Source organism: Zoogloea sp., assembly GCF_041908905.1.
Classification (GTDB): Bacteria; Pseudomonadota; Gammaproteobacteria; order Burkholderiales; family Rhodocyclaceae; genus Zoogloea.
In genome coordinates this window covers 1-22,344 of record NZ_JAYREK010000010.1, presented here as the reverse complement: position 1 = coordinate 22,344, position 22,344 = coordinate 1, and the positions used below count along the sequence as shown (strand labels likewise).

At 69.7% G+C, this 22,344-nt stretch carries 15 protein-coding genes; 10 read left to right on the top strand and 5 right to left on the bottom strand.

Going from position 1 to position 22,344, the window contains the following annotated elements; translation table 11 throughout:
* The 5 genes from ACE3OU_RS08015 to mtnA form a co-directional block, all read right to left on the bottom strand.
* Positions 1-1,554, bottom strand: a 1,554-nt coding sequence (locus tag ACE3OU_RS08015) for a PAS domain S-box protein (RefSeq protein WP_374241027.1), incomplete at its 3' end; no start/stop codon positions are given.
* 119 nt (positions 1,555-1,673) lie between these two features.
* Positions 1,674-2,822 carry an HD-GYP domain-containing protein gene (locus ACE3OU_RS08010; protein WP_374241026.1) on the bottom strand — a complete coding sequence of 383 codons (1,149 nt, stop codon included), beginning with the start codon at positions 2,820-2,822 and terminating at the stop codon, positions 1,674-1,676.
* Positions 2,822-5,224, bottom strand: coding sequence for a response regulator (locus ACE3OU_RS08005; protein ID WP_374241025.1), 2,403 nt, complete (start codon positions 5,222-5,224; stop codon positions 2,822-2,824). The genes ACE3OU_RS08010 and ACE3OU_RS08005 overlap by 1 nt, the downstream gene beginning before the upstream one ends.
* A gap of 10 nt (positions 5,225-5,234) precedes the next feature.
* The gene (locus ACE3OU_RS08000; protein ID WP_374241024.1) at positions 5,235-5,915 is read right to left on the bottom strand and encodes a class II aldolase/adducin family protein; all 681 of its coding nucleotides are present in this window, start codon (positions 5,913-5,915) and stop codon (positions 5,235-5,237) included.
* A gap of 11 nt (positions 5,916-5,926) precedes the next feature.
* Entirely contained in the window at positions 5,927-6,982 is a 1,056-nt protein-coding gene (gene mtnA, locus ACE3OU_RS07995) for an S-methyl-5-thioribose-1-phosphate isomerase (protein WP_374241023.1), read from the bottom strand.
* Positions 6,983-7,106: 124 nt separating this feature from the next.
* Between mtnA and ACE3OU_RS07990 the strand changes: the two genes are divergently transcribed.
* From ACE3OU_RS07990 to ACE3OU_RS07945, 10 genes are all read left to right on the top strand, one after another.
* A complete protein-coding gene (locus ACE3OU_RS07990) occupies positions 7,107-8,267 on the top strand; it encodes a pyridoxal phosphate-dependent aminotransferase (protein WP_374241022.1) in 1,161 nt (386 codons plus the stop codon).
* 29 nt (positions 8,268-8,296) lie between these two features.
* Positions 8,297-8,554 carry a PP0621 family protein gene (locus ACE3OU_RS07985; protein ID WP_374241021.1) on the top strand — a complete coding sequence of 86 codons (258 nt, stop codon included), beginning with the start codon at positions 8,297-8,299 and terminating at the stop codon, positions 8,552-8,554.
* Positions 8,551-10,134, top strand: coding sequence for a PAS domain-containing sensor histidine kinase (locus ACE3OU_RS07980; protein ID WP_374241020.1), 1,584 nt, complete (start codon positions 8,551-8,553; stop codon positions 10,132-10,134). Before ACE3OU_RS07985 ends, ACE3OU_RS07980 begins: the two co-directional genes overlap by 4 nt.
* A complete protein-coding gene (locus ACE3OU_RS07975) occupies positions 10,131-11,504 on the top strand; it encodes a sigma-54-dependent transcriptional regulator (protein ID WP_374241019.1) in 1,374 nt (457 codons plus the stop codon). The genes ACE3OU_RS07980 and ACE3OU_RS07975 overlap by 4 nt, the downstream gene beginning before the upstream one ends.
* 286 nt (positions 11,505-11,790) lie before the next feature.
* Positions 11,791-13,671: a potassium transporter Kup gene (locus tag ACE3OU_RS07970; protein ID WP_374241018.1), complete on the top strand. Its 1,881-nt coding sequence runs from the start codon at positions 11,791-11,793 to the stop codon at positions 13,669-13,671.
* A gap of 456 nt (positions 13,672-14,127) precedes the next feature.
* Positions 14,128-15,513: a TIGR03013 family XrtA/PEP-CTERM system glycosyltransferase gene (locus ACE3OU_RS07965; RefSeq protein ID WP_374241017.1), complete on the top strand. Its 1,386-nt coding sequence runs from the start codon at positions 14,128-14,130 to the stop codon at positions 15,511-15,513.
* 80 nt (positions 15,514-15,593) lie between these two features.
* Positions 15,594-17,690, top strand: coding sequence for an XrtA/PEP-CTERM system histidine kinase PrsK (gene prsK / locus ACE3OU_RS07960; RefSeq protein ID WP_374241016.1), 2,097 nt, complete (start codon positions 15,594-15,596; stop codon positions 17,688-17,690).
* 5 nt (positions 17,691-17,695) lie between these two features.
* Positions 17,696-19,063 (top strand): PEP-CTERM-box response regulator transcription factor, encoded by a 1,368-nt coding sequence (prsR, locus tag ACE3OU_RS07955; RefSeq protein WP_374241015.1) that lies wholly within the window; start codon positions 17,696-17,698, stop codon positions 19,061-19,063.
* A 17-nt stretch (positions 19,064-19,080) separates the two neighbouring features.
* Positions 19,081-21,864: an XrtA/PEP-CTERM system TPR-repeat protein PrsT gene (gene prsT / locus ACE3OU_RS07950; protein WP_374241014.1), complete on the top strand. Its 2,784-nt coding sequence runs from the start codon at positions 19,081-19,083 to the stop codon at positions 21,862-21,864.
* 113 nt (positions 21,865-21,977) lie between these two features.
* Positions 21,978-22,344: NAD(P)-binding domain-containing protein (locus ACE3OU_RS07945; RefSeq protein WP_374241013.1), on the top strand; the 367-nt coding region annotated here is incomplete at its 3' end.

The following is a 22,344-nucleotide window of genomic DNA, read 5'->3' as shown; positions in this document are numbered from 1 at the left end:
GGTGACCAGCACCGCGACCCGGTGCGCCTCGGCCTCGGCGCTGGCGATGACTTCCCCGAGGTGGCGCTTGAGCAGGCTGCGGTTGGGCAGCGCGGTGAGGTTGTCGTAGTGGGCGAGCTGGCGGATCCGGTTCTCGGCGTCGAGGCGCTGGGTGATGTCGGCGATGATGCCCAGGTAGCCGCGGATCTGACCCTGGCTTTCGCGCACGATGGAGAGGGACAGGCTGGCCGGGAACAGGCTGCCGTCGCGGCGGCGCATGGTGACCTCGGCGGTCTGGCTCTCGGTGCCGGGGGGCAGCGAGAGCACGCCGATGGTGGTGCCGGAGAGCGTCCAGCGGGCCGCCTGTTCGCCGGTGTGGAGGATCCGCGGGGTGGCCTTGCCGACCAGCGTGTCGGCCGGGTAGCCGAAGAGGCGCTCGGCGGCGGGGTTCATCACCCGGATGATGCCCGTCGCGTCGGTGTAGATCACCGCGTATTCGGCGCAGTCGAGGATGGCCCGCTGCAGGCTGGTGGTCTCGCGCAGCCGGGCTTCGGCGCAGGAGTGCTCCTCGACTTCCCGGGCGAGGTGCTGGTTGGTCTCGGCCAGCGCGGCGACGTAGCGGCCGAGGGCTTCGTTGGCCTCGGCCAGGGCCTGGGTCTTTTCGGCCACGGTGCGGCGCACCGCCGCGGCGCGGCTCTGCAGGGTGTGGTGGCCCCCGACGGCCAGCAGGGCGATCAGCAGCCCGCCGACCAGCCAGCGCCCCGAGCCGGTCTCGAGCAGCGCCGGGGGCCGCGGGTCGCCGGGGCTGACGAGGACCAGCCAGTGGCGCTGGGCGACGGGGAGTCCATCCACATAGCTGCCCAGGCGCCGGCCGGCGGCCGCGTCGGCGGCCTGTGACGGCGGGCTCGCGAAGATGGGGTGGGGGTCGTCGGTGGTGTCGAGCACCTCGACGGCCAGGCGGGGGCCGCCGAGCCCTTCGTCGGGGGCGAAGCCGTGGTGGAGCAGCTCGTCCACGACGATCTCGATGAAGGCCAGGTCGCCCGGCGGCGGATTACCGGCGCGGGGCAGGGGGCTCACGATCAGCAGGGCCTGAAGGCCGGGCCTGCCCTGCACGGGGTAAGGGAGGCTGGCCATGGGCTCGCCGACGGCGGCCGGCAGGAGGCCGCGCAGCAGCTGCGGCGGGGCCTCGGGTGGCCCGGACCGGTCGCCGGCCGCTTCAGCGGCGAGCAGGGCGACACGCCCGTCGGGGGCCGGCCGGAGGATGCCGGCGCGCAGGGCCTCGGGGTAGCGGGCCAGGATCGCGCGCAGCCGCCCTGGCCAGCCGGCGGGGGCTTCCAGGGGCAGGCTGCGCAGCAGCTCGGCTTCCTGGAGCAGGCTGCCGACCCGTTCGCGGAGGTGGCCCACCTGGGCCCGCGCTTCCGCCTGGAAGACGTGCTGCCGGTGGGCTTCTTCCTTGTGCAGTTTGTCGTGGTAGCCGATGAAGGTGACGGCAAGGACGCTGCCCGGCACCAGCAGCGTGAGCCCATGGCGGCGCAAGGCGTCGAACACCCGTGCAGGTGTCGGGCTGCGTATCATCGGCTCTCCTGGGTCGGGGTCTCGGGTGGAAGCGTAGGGGAGACCCCATCCGCATACCCTTTAACGGGTGACGCAGGTCGTTCTTGAGCCGCGCGCGCCGATGACGGCGCAGTGGGTGTTCAGCCGAGGATCAGCCGCAGGCGCTCGGCTTCGGCGGCCTCGTCGATCTCGGCGTCGGCGAAGCGCCGGGCGATGGCCTGGAGGTCGGCCTGCACCGCGACGAAGGCGTCCACGATGTCCGGGTCGAAATCGGTGCCGCGCCGGGCCTCGATGAGGGCGACGGCCTCCTCGTGGCTGTGGGCCTTTTTGTAGATGCGCTGGCTGATGAGGCCGTCGTAGGTGTCGGCCACCGCCATCAGGCGCGCCGACACCGGGATGCGCTCGCCGGAGAGGCCCTGGGGGTAGCCGCTGCCGTCCCACTTCTCCTGGTGGGAGTAGGCGATCTCCTTGGCGAAGCGCAGGAAGCTCGACGACACGCCGAACAGGGTCTCGGCCTTGTTGATGGCGTCGCGGCCGAGGGTGGTGTGGCGCTTCATGATCTCGAACTCGGCCGGGGTGAGTTCGCCGGGCTTGAGCAGGATGCGGTCGGGCACGCCGACCTTGCCGATGTCGTGGAGCGGGGCCGACTTGTACATCAGGTCGATGTTGGCGTCGGTCAGCTCGGCGGCGAAGCGGGGGTGGGGCTGCAGGTGGCGGGCCAGGGTGCGCAGGTAGAGCTGGGTGCGCCGGATGTGGTTGGTGGTCTCGTTGTCGCGGCTCTCGGCGAGGGAGCCCATGGCGACGATGGTGGCGTCCTGGAGCAGCGCCAGCTCGCGGGTGCGGCGGGTGACTTCGTGCTCGAGGTAGGCGTTGCGGTCGCGCAGGAAATCGCTGGCGGCCTTCAGCGTGAGGTGGTTGCGGATCCGGGTGAGCACCAGCGGCGGGCTGATCGGCTTGGTGATGTAGTCCACCGCGCCGGCGTCGAAGCCGCGCTGCTCGTCGAGCTCGTCGTTGCGGATCGACAGGAAGATCACCGGAATGCTGGCGGTGGCCGGGTTGTTCATGAGCCGGCGGCAGACTTCGTAGCCGTCCAGGTCGGGCATCGTGACGTCGAGCAGGATCAGGTCGGGCATCGGTGTGCTGGCCGCCAGCTGCAGCGCCCGCTCGCCGCGGGTGGCGATGCGGGTGCGGAAGTCTGCGTTGTGCAGGCAGTTGACGATGGGCTCGATGGACTCCGGCGCATCATCGACGACGAGGATGAGCGGGCGATGGCTGTCTGGTGAGTGCATTACGGCTGATCCGTGGAAAGCGGCGATGACGGCGGCTTCCGAACATTGAGGCATGTGAGCGCTTGATCATAGTCGTATTGATCAAGTGCATCGGATAATTTTGTGACATTTGACAACCCAAAATGGGCGGTCAGCGCGGGGCGCAGGCGACGGAAGGCTTCCGGGGCGGTGCCGTCGGCGGTGGCGAGCAGGTGGACCAGCCGGGCGAGGGCTTCGTCGAAGGCGGCGGCGTCGGGCATGTCCGCCGCGGCGGGCGCGGCGGGCGGCGGCAGCACGCTTGCGAGCGCCCGGCCCAGGGCCTCGCATTCCCGGGCCATCCGGTCGCGGGCGTCGGCCCACGGCTGGCCGTTCCGCAGGGCGGTTTCGAGGCTGCGGGCGGCCAGGCGCAGGGCTTCGGCGCCGAGGTTGGCGGCGGCGCCGTGGAGGGTGTGGGCGTGCCGCTCGGCGTCGGCGTGGCGGCCTTCGGCGATGGCCGCGTCGATGTCGGCCAGCGCGCCGGCGTGGCTGTCGGCGAAGCGGCCCAGCAGGCGCAGGTAGAGCGCGGTGTTGCCGCTGCACCGGCGCAGGCCGCCCTCGGTGTCGAGCCCGTCGACGCGGGGGAGGCCGGCCGGGGCCGGAGGGGGCGGCGGGCTGTCGTCCGCCGGGCTGGCGGGTGGCGTGCCCGGCTGGGCGCGCGGGCGGACGTGGCGCAGGATCGTCTCGGCGAGCTGCTGCGGGAGGACGGGCTTGGCGATGTGGTCGTCCATGCCGGCCTCGCTGCACTGCCGGCGCTGCCCGGCCATCGCGTGGGCGGTCATGGCGATGACGGGCAGCCGCGCCAGGCGGGCGTCGCGGCGGATGTGGCGGGTGGCCTCGAGGCCGTCCATCTCGGGCATCTGGAGGTCCATCAGGACCAGGTCGAAGGCGTCGGGGGCGCCGGCCTGCAGCATGGCGACGGCGAGGCGCCCGTTGTCGGCCACCTGCACGGCGGCGCCCTGCTGTTCGAGCAGGCCCCGGGCGATGAGCTGGTTGATGTCGTTGTCTTCGACCAGCAGGATGCGCAGGCCGGCCAGCGGCGTCGGGCCGGCGGGCGGGGGCGCGCTGGCCGGCGCCGGCTCGGCGAGGTCGAAGCCGAGGGTGAAGCGGAAGCGGCTGCCCTGGCCGGGTGCGCTGTGCACGTCGAGGTGGCCGCCCATCTGCTCGACCAGGTGGCGCGAGATCGGGAGCCCCAGGCCCGCGCCGCCGAAGCGCCGGGTCATCGAGCTGTCGCCCTGGGCGAAGGCCTCGAAGAGGCCCGCGCTCTGGCGGGTGTCCATGCCGATGCCGGTGTCGTCGACGGTGAAGCAGAGGGCCAGCCGGCCGGTGTCGGCCGGGCGGGTTTCCACCTCGAGCCGGATCTCGCCCTGTGCGGTGAACTTCACCGCGTTGCCCAGCAGCTTGGCCAGCACCTGCCCGAGGCGCTGCGGGTCGCCGACGAGCTGCGGCAGCCCGGGAGGCACGGTCGCGTGGAAGGCGAGGCCCTTCTCCCGGGCCCGGGGGGCGATCGTCGCGATGATCCGTGCGAGCACCTCGCCGGGAGAGAAGGGGGTGGCGCCGATGCCGAGCTGGCCGGCTTCGATGCGGGTGCAGTCGAGGATGTCGTCCACCAGGCCCATCAGGCTGCCGGCGGCGGCCTGGATCTTTTCGAGGTAGTCCCGCTGACCCGGAGCCGGCCCGGCGTCGAGGCTGAGCTTGGCGAGCCCCAGGATGGCGTTCAGCGGGGTGCGGATCTCGTGGCTGATGTTGGCCAGGAAGCGCGTCTTGGCCTCGGCGGCCTCCTCGGCGAGGCGCTTGGCCTCGCGCAGGGTGTCGAGGCTCTGGCGCTGGACGGCGACCTCCTCGATGACCCACAGGCAGTGGCTGATGTGGGTTGGATCGGTGCCGGCGGCCTCCAGCCGGCTGACCGAGATGCCCACCCACAGGGGGCTGAGGGGGGCGCGCTGGAGCTGGCATTCCCGCTTCCACTCGCGCTGGGCGGCGAGGGCCCCGGCCTGTTCCGGGCGGTAGTCGATGGGCTGGCCGGCCCGGTCGAGCAGCTCCGGCCGGGTGCCGGCGAGTTCGTCGGCCAGGCGTCCGGCGCAACGGCAGAAGCTCGGGCTGGCGTATTCGATGCGGCCGTCCGGGCCGGTGATGAGGAGCATTGAGGGGCTCCGCTCGACCGCCTGGGCGAGGCGGTGCAGGGGCTGCCCGGCCTCCGCCGGGCAGGGGCCGGCGTGGCAGAGGCGCGCCGTCAGGCGGTGGGCGACGAGCCCGGCGAAGGCCGCCAGCGCCAGCAGCCCGGCGCCGGCGGCGGGGCTGAGCCCGGGCCCGTGGCTGGCGGCGGCGAAGGCGAGCACGCAGGCCGCCACCAGCAGCCCCAGGCGCCCGGGCAGGCGCTGGGCCACGGCGGGGCGCTCAGGCCGATCCGGCGTGGGGGGCTGCATCGGAGGCGCCGGTCGGCTGCGGTCTGCCGTAGGTCTTGAAGCGGGTGATCACCTCGGCCATCTCGGCCGCCGACAGGAGGCTCGGTTCGCCCAGCTGGAGGGCGCGCCAGTATTGCTCGCAGAGGGTCTCGAACTCGAGCGCGAGGGCCAGGGTGCGGGGCAGGTCGGGGCCGAGCACGAGCATGCCGTGGTTGGCCAGCAGGCAGGCGCCGCGGCCTTCGAGGGCCGCCAGGGCGCCGTCGGAGAGGGCCTGGGTGCCGAAGGTGGCGTAGGGGGCGCAACGGATGTCGCTGCCGCCGAAGCGGGCGATCATGTAGTGGAAGGCAGGGATGCCGCGCCGGTGGCAGGCCAGCGCGGTGGCGAAGGGCGAGTGGGCGTGCAGCACGGCGCCGGCTTCGGGGCGGGCGGCCAGGATGTCCCGGTGGATGCGCCACTCGCTGGAGGGGGAGAAGGGCCCTTGCCAGCTGCCGTCCATGGTCATCAGGGCCATGTCTTCGGGACGGCAGTCTTCGTAGGGGCGGCCGCTGGGGGTGATCAGCAGGCCGCCCGCGCAGCGCACGCTGGCGTTGCCGGCGGTGCCCTTGTTGAGGCCGCTGGCGGCCATCCCGCGGGCGGTGGCGAGGAGTTGCGCGCGGAGTTCGGTGTCGTGCATGGGGGCTCCGCTCAGCGCTCGGCGAGGGCGGCCAGGCCGTCGGGCGGCAGGCTGCCGGCCTCGGTGATGATGCCGCGGATGAGGCCGGCGGGGGTCACGTCGAAGGCCGGGTTGCACGCCGCCGTGCCGGCGCCGGCCAGATGCACGTGGGCGCTGTCGCCGTCGTCGGTGAGGCCGGTGACGATGCGGACCTCGTCGGCGCTGCGTTCTTCGATGGGGATCGCGGCACCGTTCGGGCAGCCGAAGTCAATGGTCGAGCGCGGCGCGGCAATGTAGAAGGGCACCTCGTGGGCACGGGCGGCGAGGGCCTTGAGGTAGGTGCCGACCTTGTTGGCGGTGTCGCCGTTGGCGGCGATGCGGTCGGCGCCGACGATGACGCAATCCACCCGCCCCTCGGCCATCAGCCAGCCAGCGGCGTTGTCGGCGACGAGGGTGTGGGGCACACCGGCGCGGGCGAGTTCCCACGCGGTGAGGAGGCCCTGGTTGCGCGGCCGGGTTTCGCTGACCCACACGTGGATGTCGAGCCCTGCGGCGTGGGCGGCGTAGATCGGGGCGAGGGCGGTGCCGTGGCCGCAGGTGGCGAGCCAGCCGGCGTTGCAGTGGGTCATCAGCTGCAGCGGGCGCCCGCGGCCGGCGGCGAGGGCCTCCAGCAGCGCGAGGCCGTGGCGGCCGATGGCGGCGTTGGCGGCGGCGTCGCCGGCGCGGATGGCCTCGGCGGCGGCCCAGGCGGCGGCGCCGCGCTCGCTGGCGGGCAGGTCACGCAGGGCGGCCTGCATGCGGTCGAGGGCCCAGTGGAGGTTGACCGCGGTCGGGCGGGTTGCCCGCAGGCAGGCGTCGCCGGCCGCCAGCGCGGCGTCGGAGCCGTCGTGGCGCAGGGCCAGGGCGATGCCGAAGGCGGCGGTGGCGCCGATCAGCGGGGCGCCGCGCACCTGCATGTCGCGGATCGCGGCGGCGGCGGCCTCGAGGCTGTCGAGGCGCACGAAGGTTTCGCGCCAGGGCAGCCGGGTCTGGTCGAGGATGACGAGCTGGTCGCCGTCGCGGCGCAGGGTGGGGCAGGTGTCGGGCACGGTCGGGTCCTGTCGGGCGAAGGGCGTGATTGTAGCGGCTGCCGCGGGGCCTGGGCACTGCGCCCGGCTGGCCCCGCCGGGCGGCATCTGACAGAATCCGCAGGCCATCCCCGGAGTGTCCGTCATGCCCCATTTTCCTGCCCCCATCGCGTCCCGCCTGCCGGCCGTGGGCACCACCATCTTCACGATCATGTCGCGCCTGGCCCAGGAGTGCGGGGCGATCAACCTGTCCCAGGGTTTTCCTGATTTCAGCGCCGAGGACGTGCTCTTCGAGCGCGTCGCCCACTGGATGCGGGCCGGCCACAACCAGTACGCGCCGATGGCCGGCGTGCCGGCCCTGCGGGCGGCGATCGTCGCCAAGGTGGAGGCCCTCTACGGCGCCGCCTACGACCCCGAGCACGAGGTGACGGTGACCGCCGGGGCGACCCAGGCCCTGTTCACCGCGGTGGCGGCGCTGGTGCATCCGGGCGACGAGGTGATCGTCTTCGAGCCGGTGTATGACTCCTATGTGCCGGCGATCGAGCTGCAGGGCGGCATCGTGCGCCGGGCCCGCCTGTCGGCGCCGGACTACCGGCCCGACTGGCAGGCGGTGCGGGCGCTGGTGACGCCGCGCACCCGGATGATCATGATCAACACCCCCCACAACCCCACCGGCACCGTGTGGACCGCCGCCGATCTGGCCGAGCTGGCGGCGATCACCCGCGGCACCGGCATCGTGGTGGTGGCCGACGAGGTGTATGAGCACATCGTCTTCGACGGCCAGCTCCACCAGAGCGTGGCCCGCGTGCCCGAGCTGGCGGCGCGCAGCGTGATCGTGTCGAGCTTCGGCAAGACCTACCACGTGACCGGCTGGAAGGTGGGCTACGTGCTGGCGCCGCGGGAGCTGATGGCGGAGTTCCGCAAGGTGCACCAGTTCAATGTGTTCACGGTCAATACGCCGGTGCAGCTGGCCCTGGCCGACTACATGGGCGATGCCTCGCGCCACCTGGGGCTGGCGGCCTTCTACCAGCAGAAGCGGGATTTCTTCCGGGCGGGTCTCGCCGGCACGCGCTTCGAGCTGCTGCCCTGCGCCGGTACGTATTTCCAGACCGCCCGCTACGCGGCGATCTCCGATCAGCCCGACACCGCGTTCGTCGACTGGCTGACCCGCGAGGTGGGCGTGGCGGCGATCCCGCTGTCGGCCTTCTTCGGCGACGGGCGCGACGAGAAGGTGATCCGCTTCTGCTTCGCCAAGCGTGAGGACACCCTGGCGGCGGCTTTCGAGCGCCTGCGGCGCTTCTGCTAAACTCGACGGCCATCCCTGGAGCCCCGGCCGTGCGCAATATCGCCCTGTTCATCCTCTTCCTGATCGGTCTGTTCTACGTCCGGCGCGCCCTGCGCGGGGGGCACAAGCCGACGGCCACGCCGCAGCCGGGCGCGCCGGAGCCGTCGCGGGCCGAGGCCTGCGGCGAGATCGAGCAGATGGTGCCCTGCGCCCACTGCGGCCTGCACGTGCCGGAGAGCGAGGGCGTGCGGGGGGCCGGCGGCTTCTTCTGTTCCGAGGAACATCGGCGCCTCGGTCCGCGCCGGTGAGGGGGCTGGCGGCGCGGCCGCCGGACAGCGACCTCGACGAGGCGCTGACCCTCCGGCAACCCCTGCGCTATCTCAATCTGTTCCGGCTGGTCGTTGCCGGGATGTTCCTGGTGGCGGGGCGTTCGCTGCAGCTGGGCAGCGATTGGCCGACCCTCTTCGTCGCGACCTCCTTCCTCTACGTGGCGGCGGTGCTGGCGCTGGGCTTCCCCGACAGCGCGCGCCTGCTCGGCCTGCGCCGGCTGGTCACCGTGCAGGTGCTGGTGGATGTCACGCTGCTCACCGTGATCATGTGGAGCAGCGGCGGCTACCGCAGCGGCATCCCCATCCTCATCCTGATCGCCCTGGCCGGCGCCGGCCTGGTGGGCGAGGGGCGGATGGTGCTGTTCTATGCGGCCTACGCGACGGTGGCCGTGCTGCTCGAAAACATCTTCGCCATGCTGTGGGGGCGGCCGACGGTGGATTTCTTCACCGTCGGGGTCACCTGCATCGGCTTCTTCGCGATCGCCGAGGTGGCCCGGCTGCTGGCCCTGCGGGCGGCCGCCAACGAGCGGCTGGCGCGCCAGCGCGGCCTCGACCTGGCCAGCCAGCTGCGGCTCAACCGGCAGATCATCCAGGACATGCAGGACGGCGTGCTGGTGGTCGGCGAGGACGGCCGGGTGCGCCAGTTCAACCCGCGGGCGGCGGTGCTGCTGGGCACCGGCCTGCGCGAGGGCGGCCCGCTGTCGGCCTACGCGCCGGCCCTGGCCCGCACCCTGCAGGCGTGCGGCACGCGGGGGAGCTCCAGCCACAGCCTGCGCGCCGAGGGCAGCGGCACGATGCTGCTGGCGCGCTTCCTGAAGGCCGGCGAGGCCTGCGAGACGCTGGTGTACCTCGAAGACCTCGACCGCATCCACAGCCAGGTCCAGCAGGTCAAGCTGGCGGCCCTGGGGCGCCTCACCGCCAGCATCGCCCACGAGATCCGCAACCCGCTGGCGTCGGTGTCCCACGCGGCCGAGTTGCTCCTCGACGAGAAGCGCAGCGAGATGCAGGCCCGGCTGGTGCGCATCATCGGCAACAACGCCCAGCGCATCGACAACCTGGTGGGCGACGTGCTGGCCCTCGGGCGCCGCGACGAGGCGGTGCGCGAGGTGCTGCCCCTGGCGGACTTCGTGGGCGACTTCCTCGAGGAGTTCGAGCTCGGCAAGGGCCCGGATGTCCAGGGGGTGGTGGTGAATCGCGTGCTGCCCGGCCTCGAGATGGCCTTCGACCGCACCCACATGCGCCAGATCCTCTCGAATCTGGTCGCCAATGCGTTCAGGCATTGCAGCAAAGGGCCGGCTGCGGTACAAATCGGCGCTACGCTGCGGGATGACGGTCGCGTGGCGCTCGATGTGTTCGACGATGGCCCGGGCGTGCCCGACACGCTGCGGGCCCAGGTCTTCGAACCCTTTTTCACCACCCATTCGAAAGGGACCGGGCTCGGGTTGTACATTTCCCGGGAACTGGCCGAGGCAAACGGCGCCACGCTCGAACTGTGCGCCGACGAGCCGGCCGCATTGTCCGGTGCCCATTTCCGACTCATCGGACGTGTCAAGCCATGACTCAGACTGAAAGGCGTGCCCGTTCGGGCGGGCCGGATGTGCTCATCGTCGACGACGAGGACGACATCCGCGAGCTCCTCGAGCTCTCCCTGTTGCGCCTGGGCCTCGCCAGCGACGGGGCGGCCAGCCTGGCCGAGGCACGCCGCCTGCTCGGCGAGAAGCGTTACCGCCTGTGTCTCACCGACATGCGCCTGCCCGACGGCGACGGCCTGGAGCTCGTCCGCTACATCTCCGACAACGTGCGCGACCTGCCGGTGGCGGTGATCACCGCCTTCGGCAGCATGGACAATGCGGTGACGGCCCTCAAGGCCGGCGCCTTCGACTACCTCTCCAAGCCGGTCTCCATCGAGCAGCTGCGGGCGCTGGTGAAGTCGGTTTTCTCGGTGAGCCCGGTGGATGCCGAGCCGGGCCGCAAGGACAGCTCCAGCCTGATCGGCGACTCGGCGGCGATGGTGCAGGTGCGGGCCCTGATCGAAAAGCTGGCCCGCAGCCAGGCGCCGGTCTTCATCTCCGGCGAGTCGGGCAGCGGCAAGGAGCGGGCCGCGCGGATGATCCACGAGCTGGGCCCCCGGGGCGGCGGGCCCTTCGTGGCGGTCAACTGCGGCGCGATCCCCGAGAACCTCATGGAGAGCGAGTTCTTCGGCGCCCGCAAGGGGGCCTTCACCGGCGCCGACGCCGACCGCGAGGGTTTCTTCCAGGCGGCCCACGGGGGCACCCTGTTCCTCGACGAGGTGGGCGACCTGCCCCTGTCGATGCAGGTCAAGCTGCTGCGGGTGATCCAGGAGAAGAAGTTCCGCCGCCTCGGCGACACCGCGGAGACGGCGGTGGACGTGCGCATCCTCAGCGCCACCCACCAGAACCTGAAGGCGATGGTCGAGGCGGCGCGCTTCCGCCAGGACCTGTTCTACCGCCTCAACGTGATCGAGCTGCGCATGCCGGCCCTGCGGGAGCGCAGCGAAGACATCCCGCACCTGGCCCAGGTGCTGCTGGCCCGCCTGGCCGACGCCTCCGGCGTTGCGGTGGCGCGGCTCAGCGAGGGGGCCTTGAACGCGCTCAGGGCCTATGCCTTTCCGGGCAACGTGCGTGAGCTCGAGAACGTCCTCGAGCGGGCGCTGGCGCTGTGCAGCGGCGACGTCATCGAGGCTGACGACCTGCTCCTCGACCCCGCCGACATCGGCGACACGAGCCCCATCGAGCCCGAGACGCCGGGCGGCGCGCCGCTGCAGGACTACCTCGACCGGGTGGAGCGCCACGTGATCGAGGAAGCCCTCGAAAAGACCGGCGGCAACCGCACCGCGGCGGCGCGGGCGCTGGGGGTGACCTTCCGCTCGCTGCGCTACCGGCTCGAACGGCTGGGCATCAAGGAGTAGCGCCGCTCCGTGGGCTTCGGGCGGACGAAGCCGGGCCGCAGCCGTCGGCCGCGGCGGCTCGCCCGTTTCTGGGCTCCGCACCGGCAGGCGGTGGCGCCCGGATCTGTTTTCCTGCTCATGTTGCAATGCGGTAGTATCCGCCGGCGATACTGTGCACGGCGCCTGCGGGCGTGCAACGGAGCCCGGCGAATTCCCGCCGGGCGGCATTGGGGGGAAAGATGCGAATCAGCCGCGATCGTGCTGCGTCGGCCCGGGGAGCGTGTTTCATGTCCATCCGGGGGCGGGGATGAGCGCCGACGGGCGGGCGGCCTCCGCACCCCTCGCGCCGGTGGCGCTGGCGGCGATGGGCGTGGTGTTCGGCGACATCGGCACGAGCCCGCTCTACACGATGAAGGAGGTCTTCGGCGGCCCCCACGGGGTGCCGGTGACGCCGGACAACGTGCTGGGCGTGCTGTCGCTGGTGTTCTGGGCGCTGACCATCGTGGTGTCGCTCAAGTACGTGCTGTTCATCATGCGCGCCGACAACCGGGGGGAGGGCGGCATCATGGCCCTGACCTCCCTCGCGCTGCGCAGCACCACGTCGCCCCTGCTGGCCCGGGGCATGGCTGCGCTGGGGCTGTTCGGGGCGGCGCTGTTCTACGGCGACGGGGTGATCACCCCGGCGATTTCGGTGCTGTCGGCCGTCGAGGGGCTGGAGGTGGCCGCGCCGGCCTTCCGGCCCTACGTGCTGCCGACGTCCCTGGTGGTGCTGGTCGGGCTGTTCCTGATCCAGCGCAGCGGCACGGCCCAGGTGGGCGCCGTCTTCGGGCCGGTGATGCTGTTCTGGTTCACGACCCTCGGCGTGCTGGGCGCCATCAACGTGGCCCGCCACCCGGACGTGCTGCAGGCCATCAACCCCGTCCATGCGCTCAACTTCTTCGCCGCCAACCGCTGGCACGGCTTCCTGGCCCTGGGGGCGGTGGTGCTGGCGATCACCGGCGGCGAGGCGCTGTACGCCGACATGGGCCACTTCGGCCGGCGGCCGATCAAGCTGGCGTGGTTCGCTTACGTGTTTCCGGCCCTTTACCTCAATTACCTCGGTCAGGGAGCGCTGATCATCGCCGACCCGGCGGCGGTGAAGAACCCGTTCTACCTGCTGGTGCCCGAGCCATTGCTCTACCCGATGGTCGGCCTGGCGACGCTGGCCACCATCATCGCCTCCCAGGCGGTGATCTCGGGAGCCTTCTCCCTCACCAAGCAGGCGGTGCAGCTGGGCTACTGCCCCCGGGTGCATGTGATCCACACCTCCGAGCGGGAGGTCGGGCAGATCTACGTGCCCAACGTCAACTGGATGCTGCTGGGGGCGGTGGTGGCGCTGGTCATCGGTTTCCGCTCGTCGAGCGCGCTGGCCTCGGCCTACGGCATCGCGGTGACGCTGACGATGATGATCGACACGGTGCTGGCCTTCGTGGTGGTGCGGGCGCTGTGGCGCTGGCGGCTCGGGCCGGCGCTGGCCTTCGTCGTGCTGTTCTTCGCGGTCGATTTTGCGTTCTTCAGCGCCAACAGCGTGAAGATCCTCGACGGCGGCTGGTTTCCGCTGGCCCTCGGGCTCGGCGTGCACACCCTGCTGATGACCTGGAAGACCGGCCGCGAGGCCCTCGCCCGGCGGATGGCCCTCGACACTATCCCGCTGAAGCTGCTGATCCAGTCGCTCCATTACGACCCGCCGGTGCGGGTGTCCGGCACCGGCATCTTCATGACCACCGACCCGGACGGCGTGCCGCGGGCGCTGCTCCACAACCTGCTCCACAACAAGGTGCTGCACGAGCGGGTGGTGCTGGTCAATGTGCTCACCGAGGACGTGCCCTACGTGAGCCCGGCGGAGCGGGTCAGGGTGGAGGCGCTGGAGTTCGGCTTCTTCCGGGTGTTCGTCCGCTACGGCTTCAAGGACGACCCGGACATCCCGGCGGCGCTGGCCCTGTGCGCCCCCCAGGGGCTCGGCTTCGAGCTGATGGAGTCGTCGTTCTTCCTCGGCCGCGAGACCCTCATCCCGCGCAAGGGATCGCCCCTCGCCGTGTGGCGGGAGCGGCTCTTCATCGTCATGTTCCGCAATGCCCACAGCGCGGCGGAGTTCTTTTCGATCCCGGCCAACCGGGTCGTGGAGTTTGGTACCCAGGTCGAGCTGTAGATGCCCCGCTGGCATCACCGGCCCATGCCACGCCGGAGTCTATGCGGTTATAATTCGGGCGACGTCATGCTTGCTTGCAGGAGGGCCGGCTGGAAGTGCGTTTTATGTTTCTGGCAAGGATCTGCCGGTTTCCCTGGTAGGTGAAGCGCCGATCCGCAAGGCGCTCCGGAAGGGCGGCGTGACGGGGGTTACGGGCCGTCGGTTTCTCTGCCGGGGCCCGTATTTTATGTAATTTTCCTGTGACGGGAATCACAGGCACGTCAGGCGGTTGGCGCTATCGTGGTATCACACATTTTTTCACGCATTTTGCAACTTTGCACAACGAAATGCGCAGCGTGGCGGGGGTGTCGTCGCGGATAATGTCGGGCAGTCTTTGAGTGTGCTGTACCAGTTCGTTTTGAAGGCTGCTCTCATTTTTTTCGGGCGGTGGCCTTGAAAGAGCGATCGAGGCTAATGATGCTGAAACTATTCAACCATTACGTACCTTCCACGACCATCCATCAGCTGGTGTTCGATGCCCTGCTGCTGTTCGTTGCGGTCGTGGCTGCCTTCGTGCTGCAGGCTCGCCTCGATGGCGCGCTGGTGGCATCCGTGGTGCCTTCGGCATTCATCTTCGCGCTGACGATGATGATCCTCAACGGGGCTCTCGGGCTGTATCGTCCGGGGGATGGCAGGGATTTTCGCCAGACCCTGATGCGTGTCGGAGTGTCGATCGCGCTCAGCGTGCCGGTCGCCTACGGTATATTCCGGGTTCTGCCTTGGGGTCAGTTTGCCCACGAGGCGCTCGAGTTGAACGTGATCGCTCTTCTTGGACTGGTGGTTGCGGTGCGCGGGTTCACGATGCGGCGTACGGGGGCAGGTTTGTTTGTGAAAAGAATCATGGTCATCGGGACCGGCGCGGACGCCGCGGCGGTCGAGCACGCGCTGTCCCATTCCGAAAATTCCAGTCTGCAGGTGGTCGGCTTCATGCCGTCCGGCTCCTGCGACGAGGTGCGGGTCGACCCGAAGCAGGTGATCCGTTTCGACGGCAGCCTGCTGGCGGCCGCCAACCACCTGCGCGTCAATGAGATCATCGTCGCCGTCAAGGAGCGCCGGGGCGGGGCGATCCCCCTGCGGGAGCTGCTCGACTGCAAGATGGCGGGCATCAAGGTGCTCGACCTCTCCAGCTTCTTCGAGCGCGTGCGCGGCCAGGTCCGCATCGACTCGCTGCGCGCCAGCTGGCTGATCTACGGCGAAGGTTTCCGCCAGGGCCTGAGCCGGGCGCTGGTCAAGCGGGTGTTCGACCTGGTGGCGTCCTTCGTGCTGCTGGTGCTGGCCACGCCGGTGATGCTCCTCGCCGCGCTGCTCATCGTGCTCGAGGACGGCGCGCCCGTCTTCTACCGCCAGGAGCGGGTCGGCCAGGGTGGCCGCCTGTTCAAGGTGATCAAGTTCCGCAGCATGCGCCGCGACGCCGAGCGCGACGGCAAGCCCCGCTGGGCGTCCGCCAACGACGACCGGGTCACCCGCGTCGGGCGCTTCATCCGCAAGGTCCGCATCGACGAGCTGCCGCAGCTCTTCAACGTGCTGAAGGGCGAGATGAGCCTCGTCGGCCCGCGCCCCGAGCGGCCCTTCTTCGTCGACCAGCTGACCCGCGACATCCCGTTCTATGCCGTCCGCCACTGCGTCAAGCCCGGCGTGACGGGCTGGGCCCAGGTGCGCTACCAGTATGGCTCGTCGGTGGACGACGCCATCAACAAGCTGCAGTACGATCTCTACTACGTAAAGAATCACACCCTGTTCCTCGATACGGTGGTGCTCTTCGAGACGGTCCGTGTCGTACTGACGGGTGACGGCGCTCACTGAGCGAACCAGCCAGCCGCCCGTCCCGAGGATCGAGTCCAGACGCTCCCCAGATCCGGGAGCGTCTTTTTTGTTGAGGCCCGATGGAACCCGTCCTTTCTCAAGTTTCCGCGTGGAGCTATGCTTTCGCGGCGACGCTGCACGCGCTTTTCGGCCTCTATCTCGGGATGGCGTGGCGGCGGGGGCGTCGCGGGGCGTTCCTGCTGGGCGTGGTGATGGCCAGCGCCGTGTGGGCCGGTGCCAACTGGGCGTTTTCCCTGTCGGGCTGGGTGTGGCTGTTCCAGCTGGGCAACCTCCTCGACGTGCTGCGCATGGCGGCCTGGTTCGGCTTCCTGATCGCCATGCTCTACCAGCCCGGCAGCGGCGACGCGCAGGATGGGCTGCCGGGCTGGCCCAAGCCCGGCGCGCTGGCGGTGATCACCTGCGGCGCGATCGGCGTGGCCTGCTTCAATCTCGGGATCACCTTCGGCGGCACCCCGATGCGAACCTGGGCGGCCACCTCGCTGATGTCGGCGGTGTTCGGGCTGGTCCTGCTGGAGCTCTTCTACCGCTCGGTGCCCGAACGCTCCCGCTGGGGGGTGCGGCCGCTGACGCTGGCCCTCGTCGGCCTGTTCGCGTTCGACGTCTACCTGTTCTCCGAGATGCTCCTGTTCGGCCGCATCCATCCGGTGATCTGGAGCGTGCGCGGCTTTGCCCACACCCTCGCGCTGCCGCTGGTCGCCGTCTCGGCGTCGCGGAATCCCGAGTGGACGATCCGGATCTCGGTGTCGCGCAATGTGGTGTTCCACTCCACGGCCCTCGCGGTGTCGGGCCTGTTCCTGCTGCTGATTGCGGGCGCCGGCTACTACATGCGCTATTTCGGCGGCGAGTGGGGCGAGGCCCTGCAGCTCGCGCTGCTCTTCGGCGGGGCCCTGTTCCTGGGGGTGATGCTGTTCTCCGGGGCCTTCCGGGCGCGCCTGAAGGTATTCCTGGCCAAGAACTTCTTCGCCTACCGCTACGATTACCGCACCGAGTGGCTGGGTGTGACCCAGGCGCTGTCGGTGGCGGGCGACGGCCTGAGTCTCGGCGAGTCGGTGGTCAAGGCCCTGGCCGACCTGGTCGAGAGTCCCGGCGGCGGCGTGTGGCTGCGGGATGTGAACGGCACCTACAGCCAGCAGGCCCGCCTCAACATGCCGTCCTCCGGGGTGCAGGAGCAGGAAGGCTCGCCGTTCTGCCGCTACCTGCTGGAGCGGGAGTGGGTCGTCAATTTCGAGGAGCTGCGCGGCGCCTACGCCCCCGGCCACCAGTTCGAGGCGCCGGCCTGGGCCGAGGAGATCTCCGACATGTGGCTCATCGTGCCGCTGATCTCGTCCGGGGTGCTGGTGGGTTTCGTGGTGCTGCTCACGCCCCGCGCGCCGGTGGACGTGAACTGGGAGGTGCTCGACCTGCTCAAGATGGCCGGCCGCCAGGCAGCCAGCTACTTCGCCCGCATGCAGGCCACCGAGGCCCTGCTGGAGGTGCGCAAGTTCGACGCCTTCAACCGCATGTCGGCCTTCGTGGTCCATGACCTCAAGAACCTGGTGGCCCAGTTGTCGCTGATGCTGCGCAACGCCGAGCGCCACAAGGACAACCCCGAGTTCCAGGCGGACATGCTCGACACCGTTCGCCACGTGGAGGAGCGCATGCGCGGCCTGATGGCGCAGCTGATGGAGAAGACCCCGATCAACCAGCGCAAGCCGGTGCAGCTCAGGCCCCTGCTGGAGCGCATCGTGCAGTCGAAGCGTCTGGCACATCCCCGCCCGGTGCTGCGCGACGGTGCGCCCGAAGTGGCCGTGCTGGCCCATGGCGAAAGACTCGAGCGCATCCTTGGACATATCGTGCAAAATGCACTGGACGCTACTTCCGAGCATGGTAGTGTGCTGGTGGTGCTATCCCGCGAGGGTAATGTGGCATGCATCACGGTTCAGGATACCGGCTCCGGCATGTCCTCCGCATTCGTCCGGGACCAGCTTTTCAAGCCCTTCCAGACAACCAAGGCGAGCGGGATGGGGATCGGGGCCTACGAGGCACAGCAATATGTTCATGAGCTCGGTGGCACCATAGCGGTGCACAGCGAAGTCGGCGTCGGTACCCGCTTCGAAATTTCTCTTCCCACTGCCGCCTCGGCTCCCAGTGCCGGCGGGACGGTACAAGCAGTCTAGGTCATATGAGTGAAAAACGCAGGACTTTGCTGATCGTCGAGGACGATCCAGCGCTGCAGAAGCAGATGCGCTGGGCCTTCGACCAGTACGAGACGGTGGTTGCCAGCAACCGGGAAGAGGCGATCGCCCAGCTGCGGCGCCATGAGCCGGCCGTCGTGACGATGGACCTCGGCCTGCCGCCCGCGCCGGACGACGTCACCGAAGGCTTCCGGCTGCTCGGCGAGATCCTGGCCCTCGCGCCCGACACGAAGGTCGTCGTGCTGACCGGCCAGCACGATCGCGAGAACGCCGTGCGCGCGGTGGGCATGGGCGCCTACGACTTCTTCGCCAAGCCCTTCGAGCCCGACCTGCTCGCCCTGACCCTCGACCGGGCGCTGCGGCTCTACGACCTGCAGCAGGACAACCGCCGCCTCAAGATCCAGCAGGGCAGCGCCCTGTCCGGCCTCATCACCCGGGACGCCGGCATGCTCAAGGTGTGCCGCCTGATCGAGCGGGTTGCCTCGGCCAACGTGACCGCGATGCTGCTCGGCGAGAGCGGTACCGGCAAGGAAGTCCTGGCCCGCGGCCTGCACGAGCTGTCGCCCCGCCGCAACGAGCGCTTCGTCGCCATCAACTGCGCGGCGATCCCCGAGAACCTCCTCGAGAGCGAGCTCTTCGGCTACGAGAAGGGTGCCTTCACCGGCGCCGTCAAGCAGACGCTGGGCAAGATCGAGGTGGCCAACAAGGGCACCCTGTTCCTCGATGAAATCGGCGACCTGCCGATGCCCCTGCAGGCCAAGTTGCTGCGCTTCCTGCAAGAGCGGGTGATCGAGCGGATCGGCGGGCGCGAGGAGATCCCCGTCGATGTGCGCATCGTCTGCGCCACCCACCAGGACGTGAAGGGCCTCATCCAGGCCGGGCGCTTCCGCGAAGACCTTTACTACCGCCTGGCCGAGATCGTCGTCGACATCCCCGCGCTGCGCGACCGGGACGGCGATGCGGTGCTGCTGGCCCATGCCTTCGTCCAGCGCTTTGCCAACGATCACGGCCGCGGCTCCATGACCCTCACCGACGACGCGGTGCAGAGCATCGAGTCCCACCGCTGGCCGGGCAACATCCGCGAACTCGAAAACGCCATCAAGCGTGCGGTCATCATGGCCGAGGGCAACTGCATCACCGCGGAGGACGTCGGCCTGGATGTCAATCCCGACGACGAGCTCGAAGCCCTCAACCTGCGGGTCGTGCGCGAAGAGGCCGAGCGGCGCGCCGTGGTCCGGGTCATCGCCCGGGTGAACGGCAATGTGGCGCGGGCCGCCGAGGTGCTCGGCATCAGCCGCCCCACGCTCTACGATCTGATGAATCGCTTCGGACTTAAGAAAGAAACTTCAACGTGAATCAAGGAATGATGCAGATGCGAGCCAAATTGACGCCCAGCCGCGTGCGCAACGTCGCCCTCAGCGCCCTTTGTGCCTTGCTTCTTACGGCATGTGGCGAGAAGCCGGAAGCGATGATCGCCTCCGCCAAGGACTACATCGCCAAGAACGACCGCTCCGCTGCGACGATCCAGCTCAAGAACGCGCTGCAAAAAGACGCCAGCCTCGGCGAGGCGCGCTTCCTGCTCGGCAAGATCTATGTCGAACAGGGCGACTACCTGGGCGCCGAGAAGGAGCTCACGCGGGCCTTCGAGGCGGGCTATGCCCCCGACCAGGTGGTGCCGCTGCTGGCCCAGACCCTGCTCCTCGCCGGTCAGGGCGACAAGCTCGCCACCCAGTTCGCCAACGTCACCCTGACCCAGCCCGAAGCCAAGGCCGCGCTCAAGACCTACGAGGGCCACGCGGCCCTGCTGAAAGGCAAGCGGGAAGAGGCCAGCGCGGCCTTCGCCGAAGCCCTCCAGATCTCGCCGGGCTTTCCGCTGGCGCGCACCGCCCAGATCCGCCTGGCCGCCTCCGGGGGTGACCTGAAGGCGGCCCTGGCCGACATCGAGGCGGTGCTCAAGAGCGCCCCGAAGCTGCCCGAAGCCAACCTGCTGCGGGGCGACCTGCTCATCGCCCTCAACCGCGACGAGGAGTCCGTGGGTGCCTACGAGGCCGTGGTGGCCGAGCGCCCCAGCGACATCGTGGCCTACCAGAACATGATCTCGGTGCTGCTGCGCAACAACAAGCTCGACGTGGCCCAGGCCAAGGTCGCGGCGATGCGCAAGGCCCTCAACAACCACCCGCTGGCGGTGTACCTGCAGGCTTACATCCACGTCCGCAACAACAAGCTCGAGGAGGCCTACGAGGCTGTCCAGCAGGTCCTGCGCGCGGCGCCCGATTACGTCCCGGCGCTCATGCTGGCGGCGACGCTGCAACTGCAGCGCCAGGATTTCGTCCAGGCCCAGCAGAACATCAAGAAGGTGCTCGAGCGGGTGCCCAACATGCGCCAGGCCCAGCGCCTGCTGGTGTCGGTGTATGTGGGGCAGCGCGAATCCGCCCGCGCCCTCGAGGCCCTGCAGCCGCTCCTCAAGGAGCGCACCGACGACGTGGCCCTGCTGAACCTCGCGGGCCAGGTCTACGCGATCAATGGCGACTTTGCACGCTCCGAGGAGTATTTCGGCCGGGCCAGCGCGGCCGATCCGAAGAACGCCCAGCTGCGCACCCGGCTGGGGGTTTCCCGGCTGGCCGGCGGTGAGGTCGAGCAGGCCTTCCAGGATCTCGAAGCCGCTTCGGCCCTCGATGCCGACAACATCCAGCCCGACATCACGCTGATCATGGCCCACCTGCGCCGCAACGAGGTGGCGAAGGCCATGGCGTCGGTGCAGACCCTCGAGAAGAAGCGCCCCAACGACCCGGTCACCTTCAACATGAAGGGGGGCGTGCTCATCGCCAGCAAGGATCCGGCCGGGGCCCGCAAGGCCTTCGAGAAGGCCCTCGAGCTGAAGCCGGATTTCCTGCCGGCCCTCAGCAACCTTGCCCGGCTGGACGTGGGCGAGAAGCAGGTCGATGCGGCGCGTAAACGTTACGATGATTTTCTTGCCAAGAACCCCAAGAGCTCTCAAGCTTACCTGCAGTACGCAGAGCTTCTGGCGATGACCGGCACGCCGGCCAAGGACATCCAGGCAGTGCTCGATCGTGGCCTCGCGGCCGACCCCACCGCGCTGCCGATCCGCATGGCCCTGGTCCGCATGCTGGCGCAGGGTGGTGACACCAAGCGCGCGCTGCTGCTGGCCCAGGAGGCGTCGGCTTCGGCCCCGGACGATCCGGCTGTCCTCGACCTGCTCGGCCGGGCCCAGGTGGCCGCCGGCGAAATGCAGCAGGCCCTGAGCACCTACGAAAAGCTCGCCACCCGCATGCCCAATTCGCCGGTGCCGCTGATCGCCCAGGCCGATCTGCAGATGGCGGCCAAGGATCTGAGCGCGGCCGAGAACAGCCTGCGCAAGGCCCTGGTGGTCAAGCCGGATGCCGTTGAGGCCCAGCAGCGCCTGATCTCGCTGATGATCAACAACAAGCGCGGCGATGCGGCGGTGGCCGTGGCGCGCGATGTCCAGAAACAACGCAAGGATGCGGCCATCGGCTACATCCTCGAAGGTGAGGCCCTGCTCGCGCAAGGCAAGAAGGCCGACGCGGTGCCGCTCTTCGAGGAGGCCTTCAAGCGTGACAAGAGCGCCCAGTCGGTGATCCGGCTGTATGCCGCCCGCAGCGCGGCCGGCCAGTCCCAGGAGGCGGCGAAGGGCGTCGCCGAGTGGGTCAAGGCCAACCCGAAGGATCTGGTGGTCCGGAGCTTCCTCGCGGAGCGCAGCCTTGCCGAGCAGAAGTACGATCAGGCCGCGCAGCAGTACCGGCAGATGCTCGAGTTCGCGCCCAAGAACCCGATGCTGCTCAACAATCTGGCCTGGGCCCTCGGCAAGCTCAACGACAAGGGCGCGCTCGACGTCGCCAAGCAGGCGCTGGCGCTGGCGCCCAACAGCCCGGTGGTGCTGGATACCTACGGCACCCTGTTGCTCGACAACGGCGACGCCGCCAAGGGGGTGGAAAACCTGCGCAAGGCCGTCAGCCTGGGGCCCAAGCTGCCGCAGCTGCGCCTGAACCTGGCCCGGGGCCTGGCGAAGACGGGCGACAAGGACGGGGCACGCAAGGAGCTGGAGGAGGCGCAGAAGCAGGCGCCGGAAAACTCGCCCCTGCGTGCGGAAATCGACAAAGTCCGCGCTTCCCTCTGATCCTAGGGGGAGTGCATCACGGTGCGGGCGGCCTCCGAGGGGGATCATTCCCTCGGGCGCCTCTGCACTTGAGCGGGATACTGGTTTACTGAAACTGACTTAGGAACATCGAAATGAGCACCATCGCAGTCATCGGCCTCGGCTACGTAGGCCTGCCCCTCGCCGTCGAGTTCGGCAAGAAAGTGAAGACCGTCGGTTTCGACCTGCACCAGGAGAAGGTGGACGCCTACGCCCGCCACGTCGACCCGACCGGGGAGGTGAGCACGGAAGACCTGAAGGCCGCGGTGCACCTCACCTGCAGCACCGACCCGCAGATCATCGCCGAGGCCGACTTCATCATCGTCGCCGTGCCCACCCCGGTGGACGAGGCCCACCAGCCCGACTTCACCCCGCTGGTCAAGTCGAGCGAGAGCGTCGGCAAGTACATGAAGAAGGGCGCCATCGTGGTGTACGAATCCACGGTGTACCCCGGCGCCACCG

Coding starts and splice junctions, on each gene's coding strand:
- prsK (WP_374241016.1), top strand. CDS start 15,594: ATGGAACCCGTCCTTTCTCAAGTTTCCGCGTGGAGCTATGCTTTCGCG.
- prsT (WP_374241014.1), top strand. CDS start 19,081: ATGCGAGCCAAATTGACGCCCAGCCGCGTGCGCAACGTCGCCCTCAGC.
- prsR (WP_374241015.1), top strand. CDS start 17,696: ATGAGTGAAAAACGCAGGACTTTGCTGATCGTCGAGGACGATCCAGCG.
- ACE3OU_RS07990 (WP_374241022.1), top strand. CDS start 7,107: ATGCCCCATTTTCCTGCCCCCATCGCGTCCCGCCTGCCGGCCGTGGGC.
- ACE3OU_RS08010 (WP_374241026.1), bottom strand. CDS start 2,822: ATGCACTCACCAGACAGCCATCGCCCGCTCATCCTCGTCGTCGATGAT.
- ACE3OU_RS07970 (WP_374241018.1), top strand. CDS start 11,791: ATGAGCGCCGACGGGCGGGCGGCCTCCGCACCCCTCGCGCCGGTGGCG.
- ACE3OU_RS08000 (WP_374241024.1), bottom strand. CDS start 5,915: ATGCACGACACCGAACTCCGCGCGCAACTCCTCGCCACCGCCCGCGGG.
- ACE3OU_RS07965 (WP_374241017.1), top strand. CDS start 14,128: ATGCTGAAACTATTCAACCATTACGTACCTTCCACGACCATCCATCAG.
- ACE3OU_RS07975 (WP_374241019.1), top strand. CDS start 10,131: ATGACTCAGACTGAAAGGCGTGCCCGTTCGGGCGGGCCGGATGTGCTC.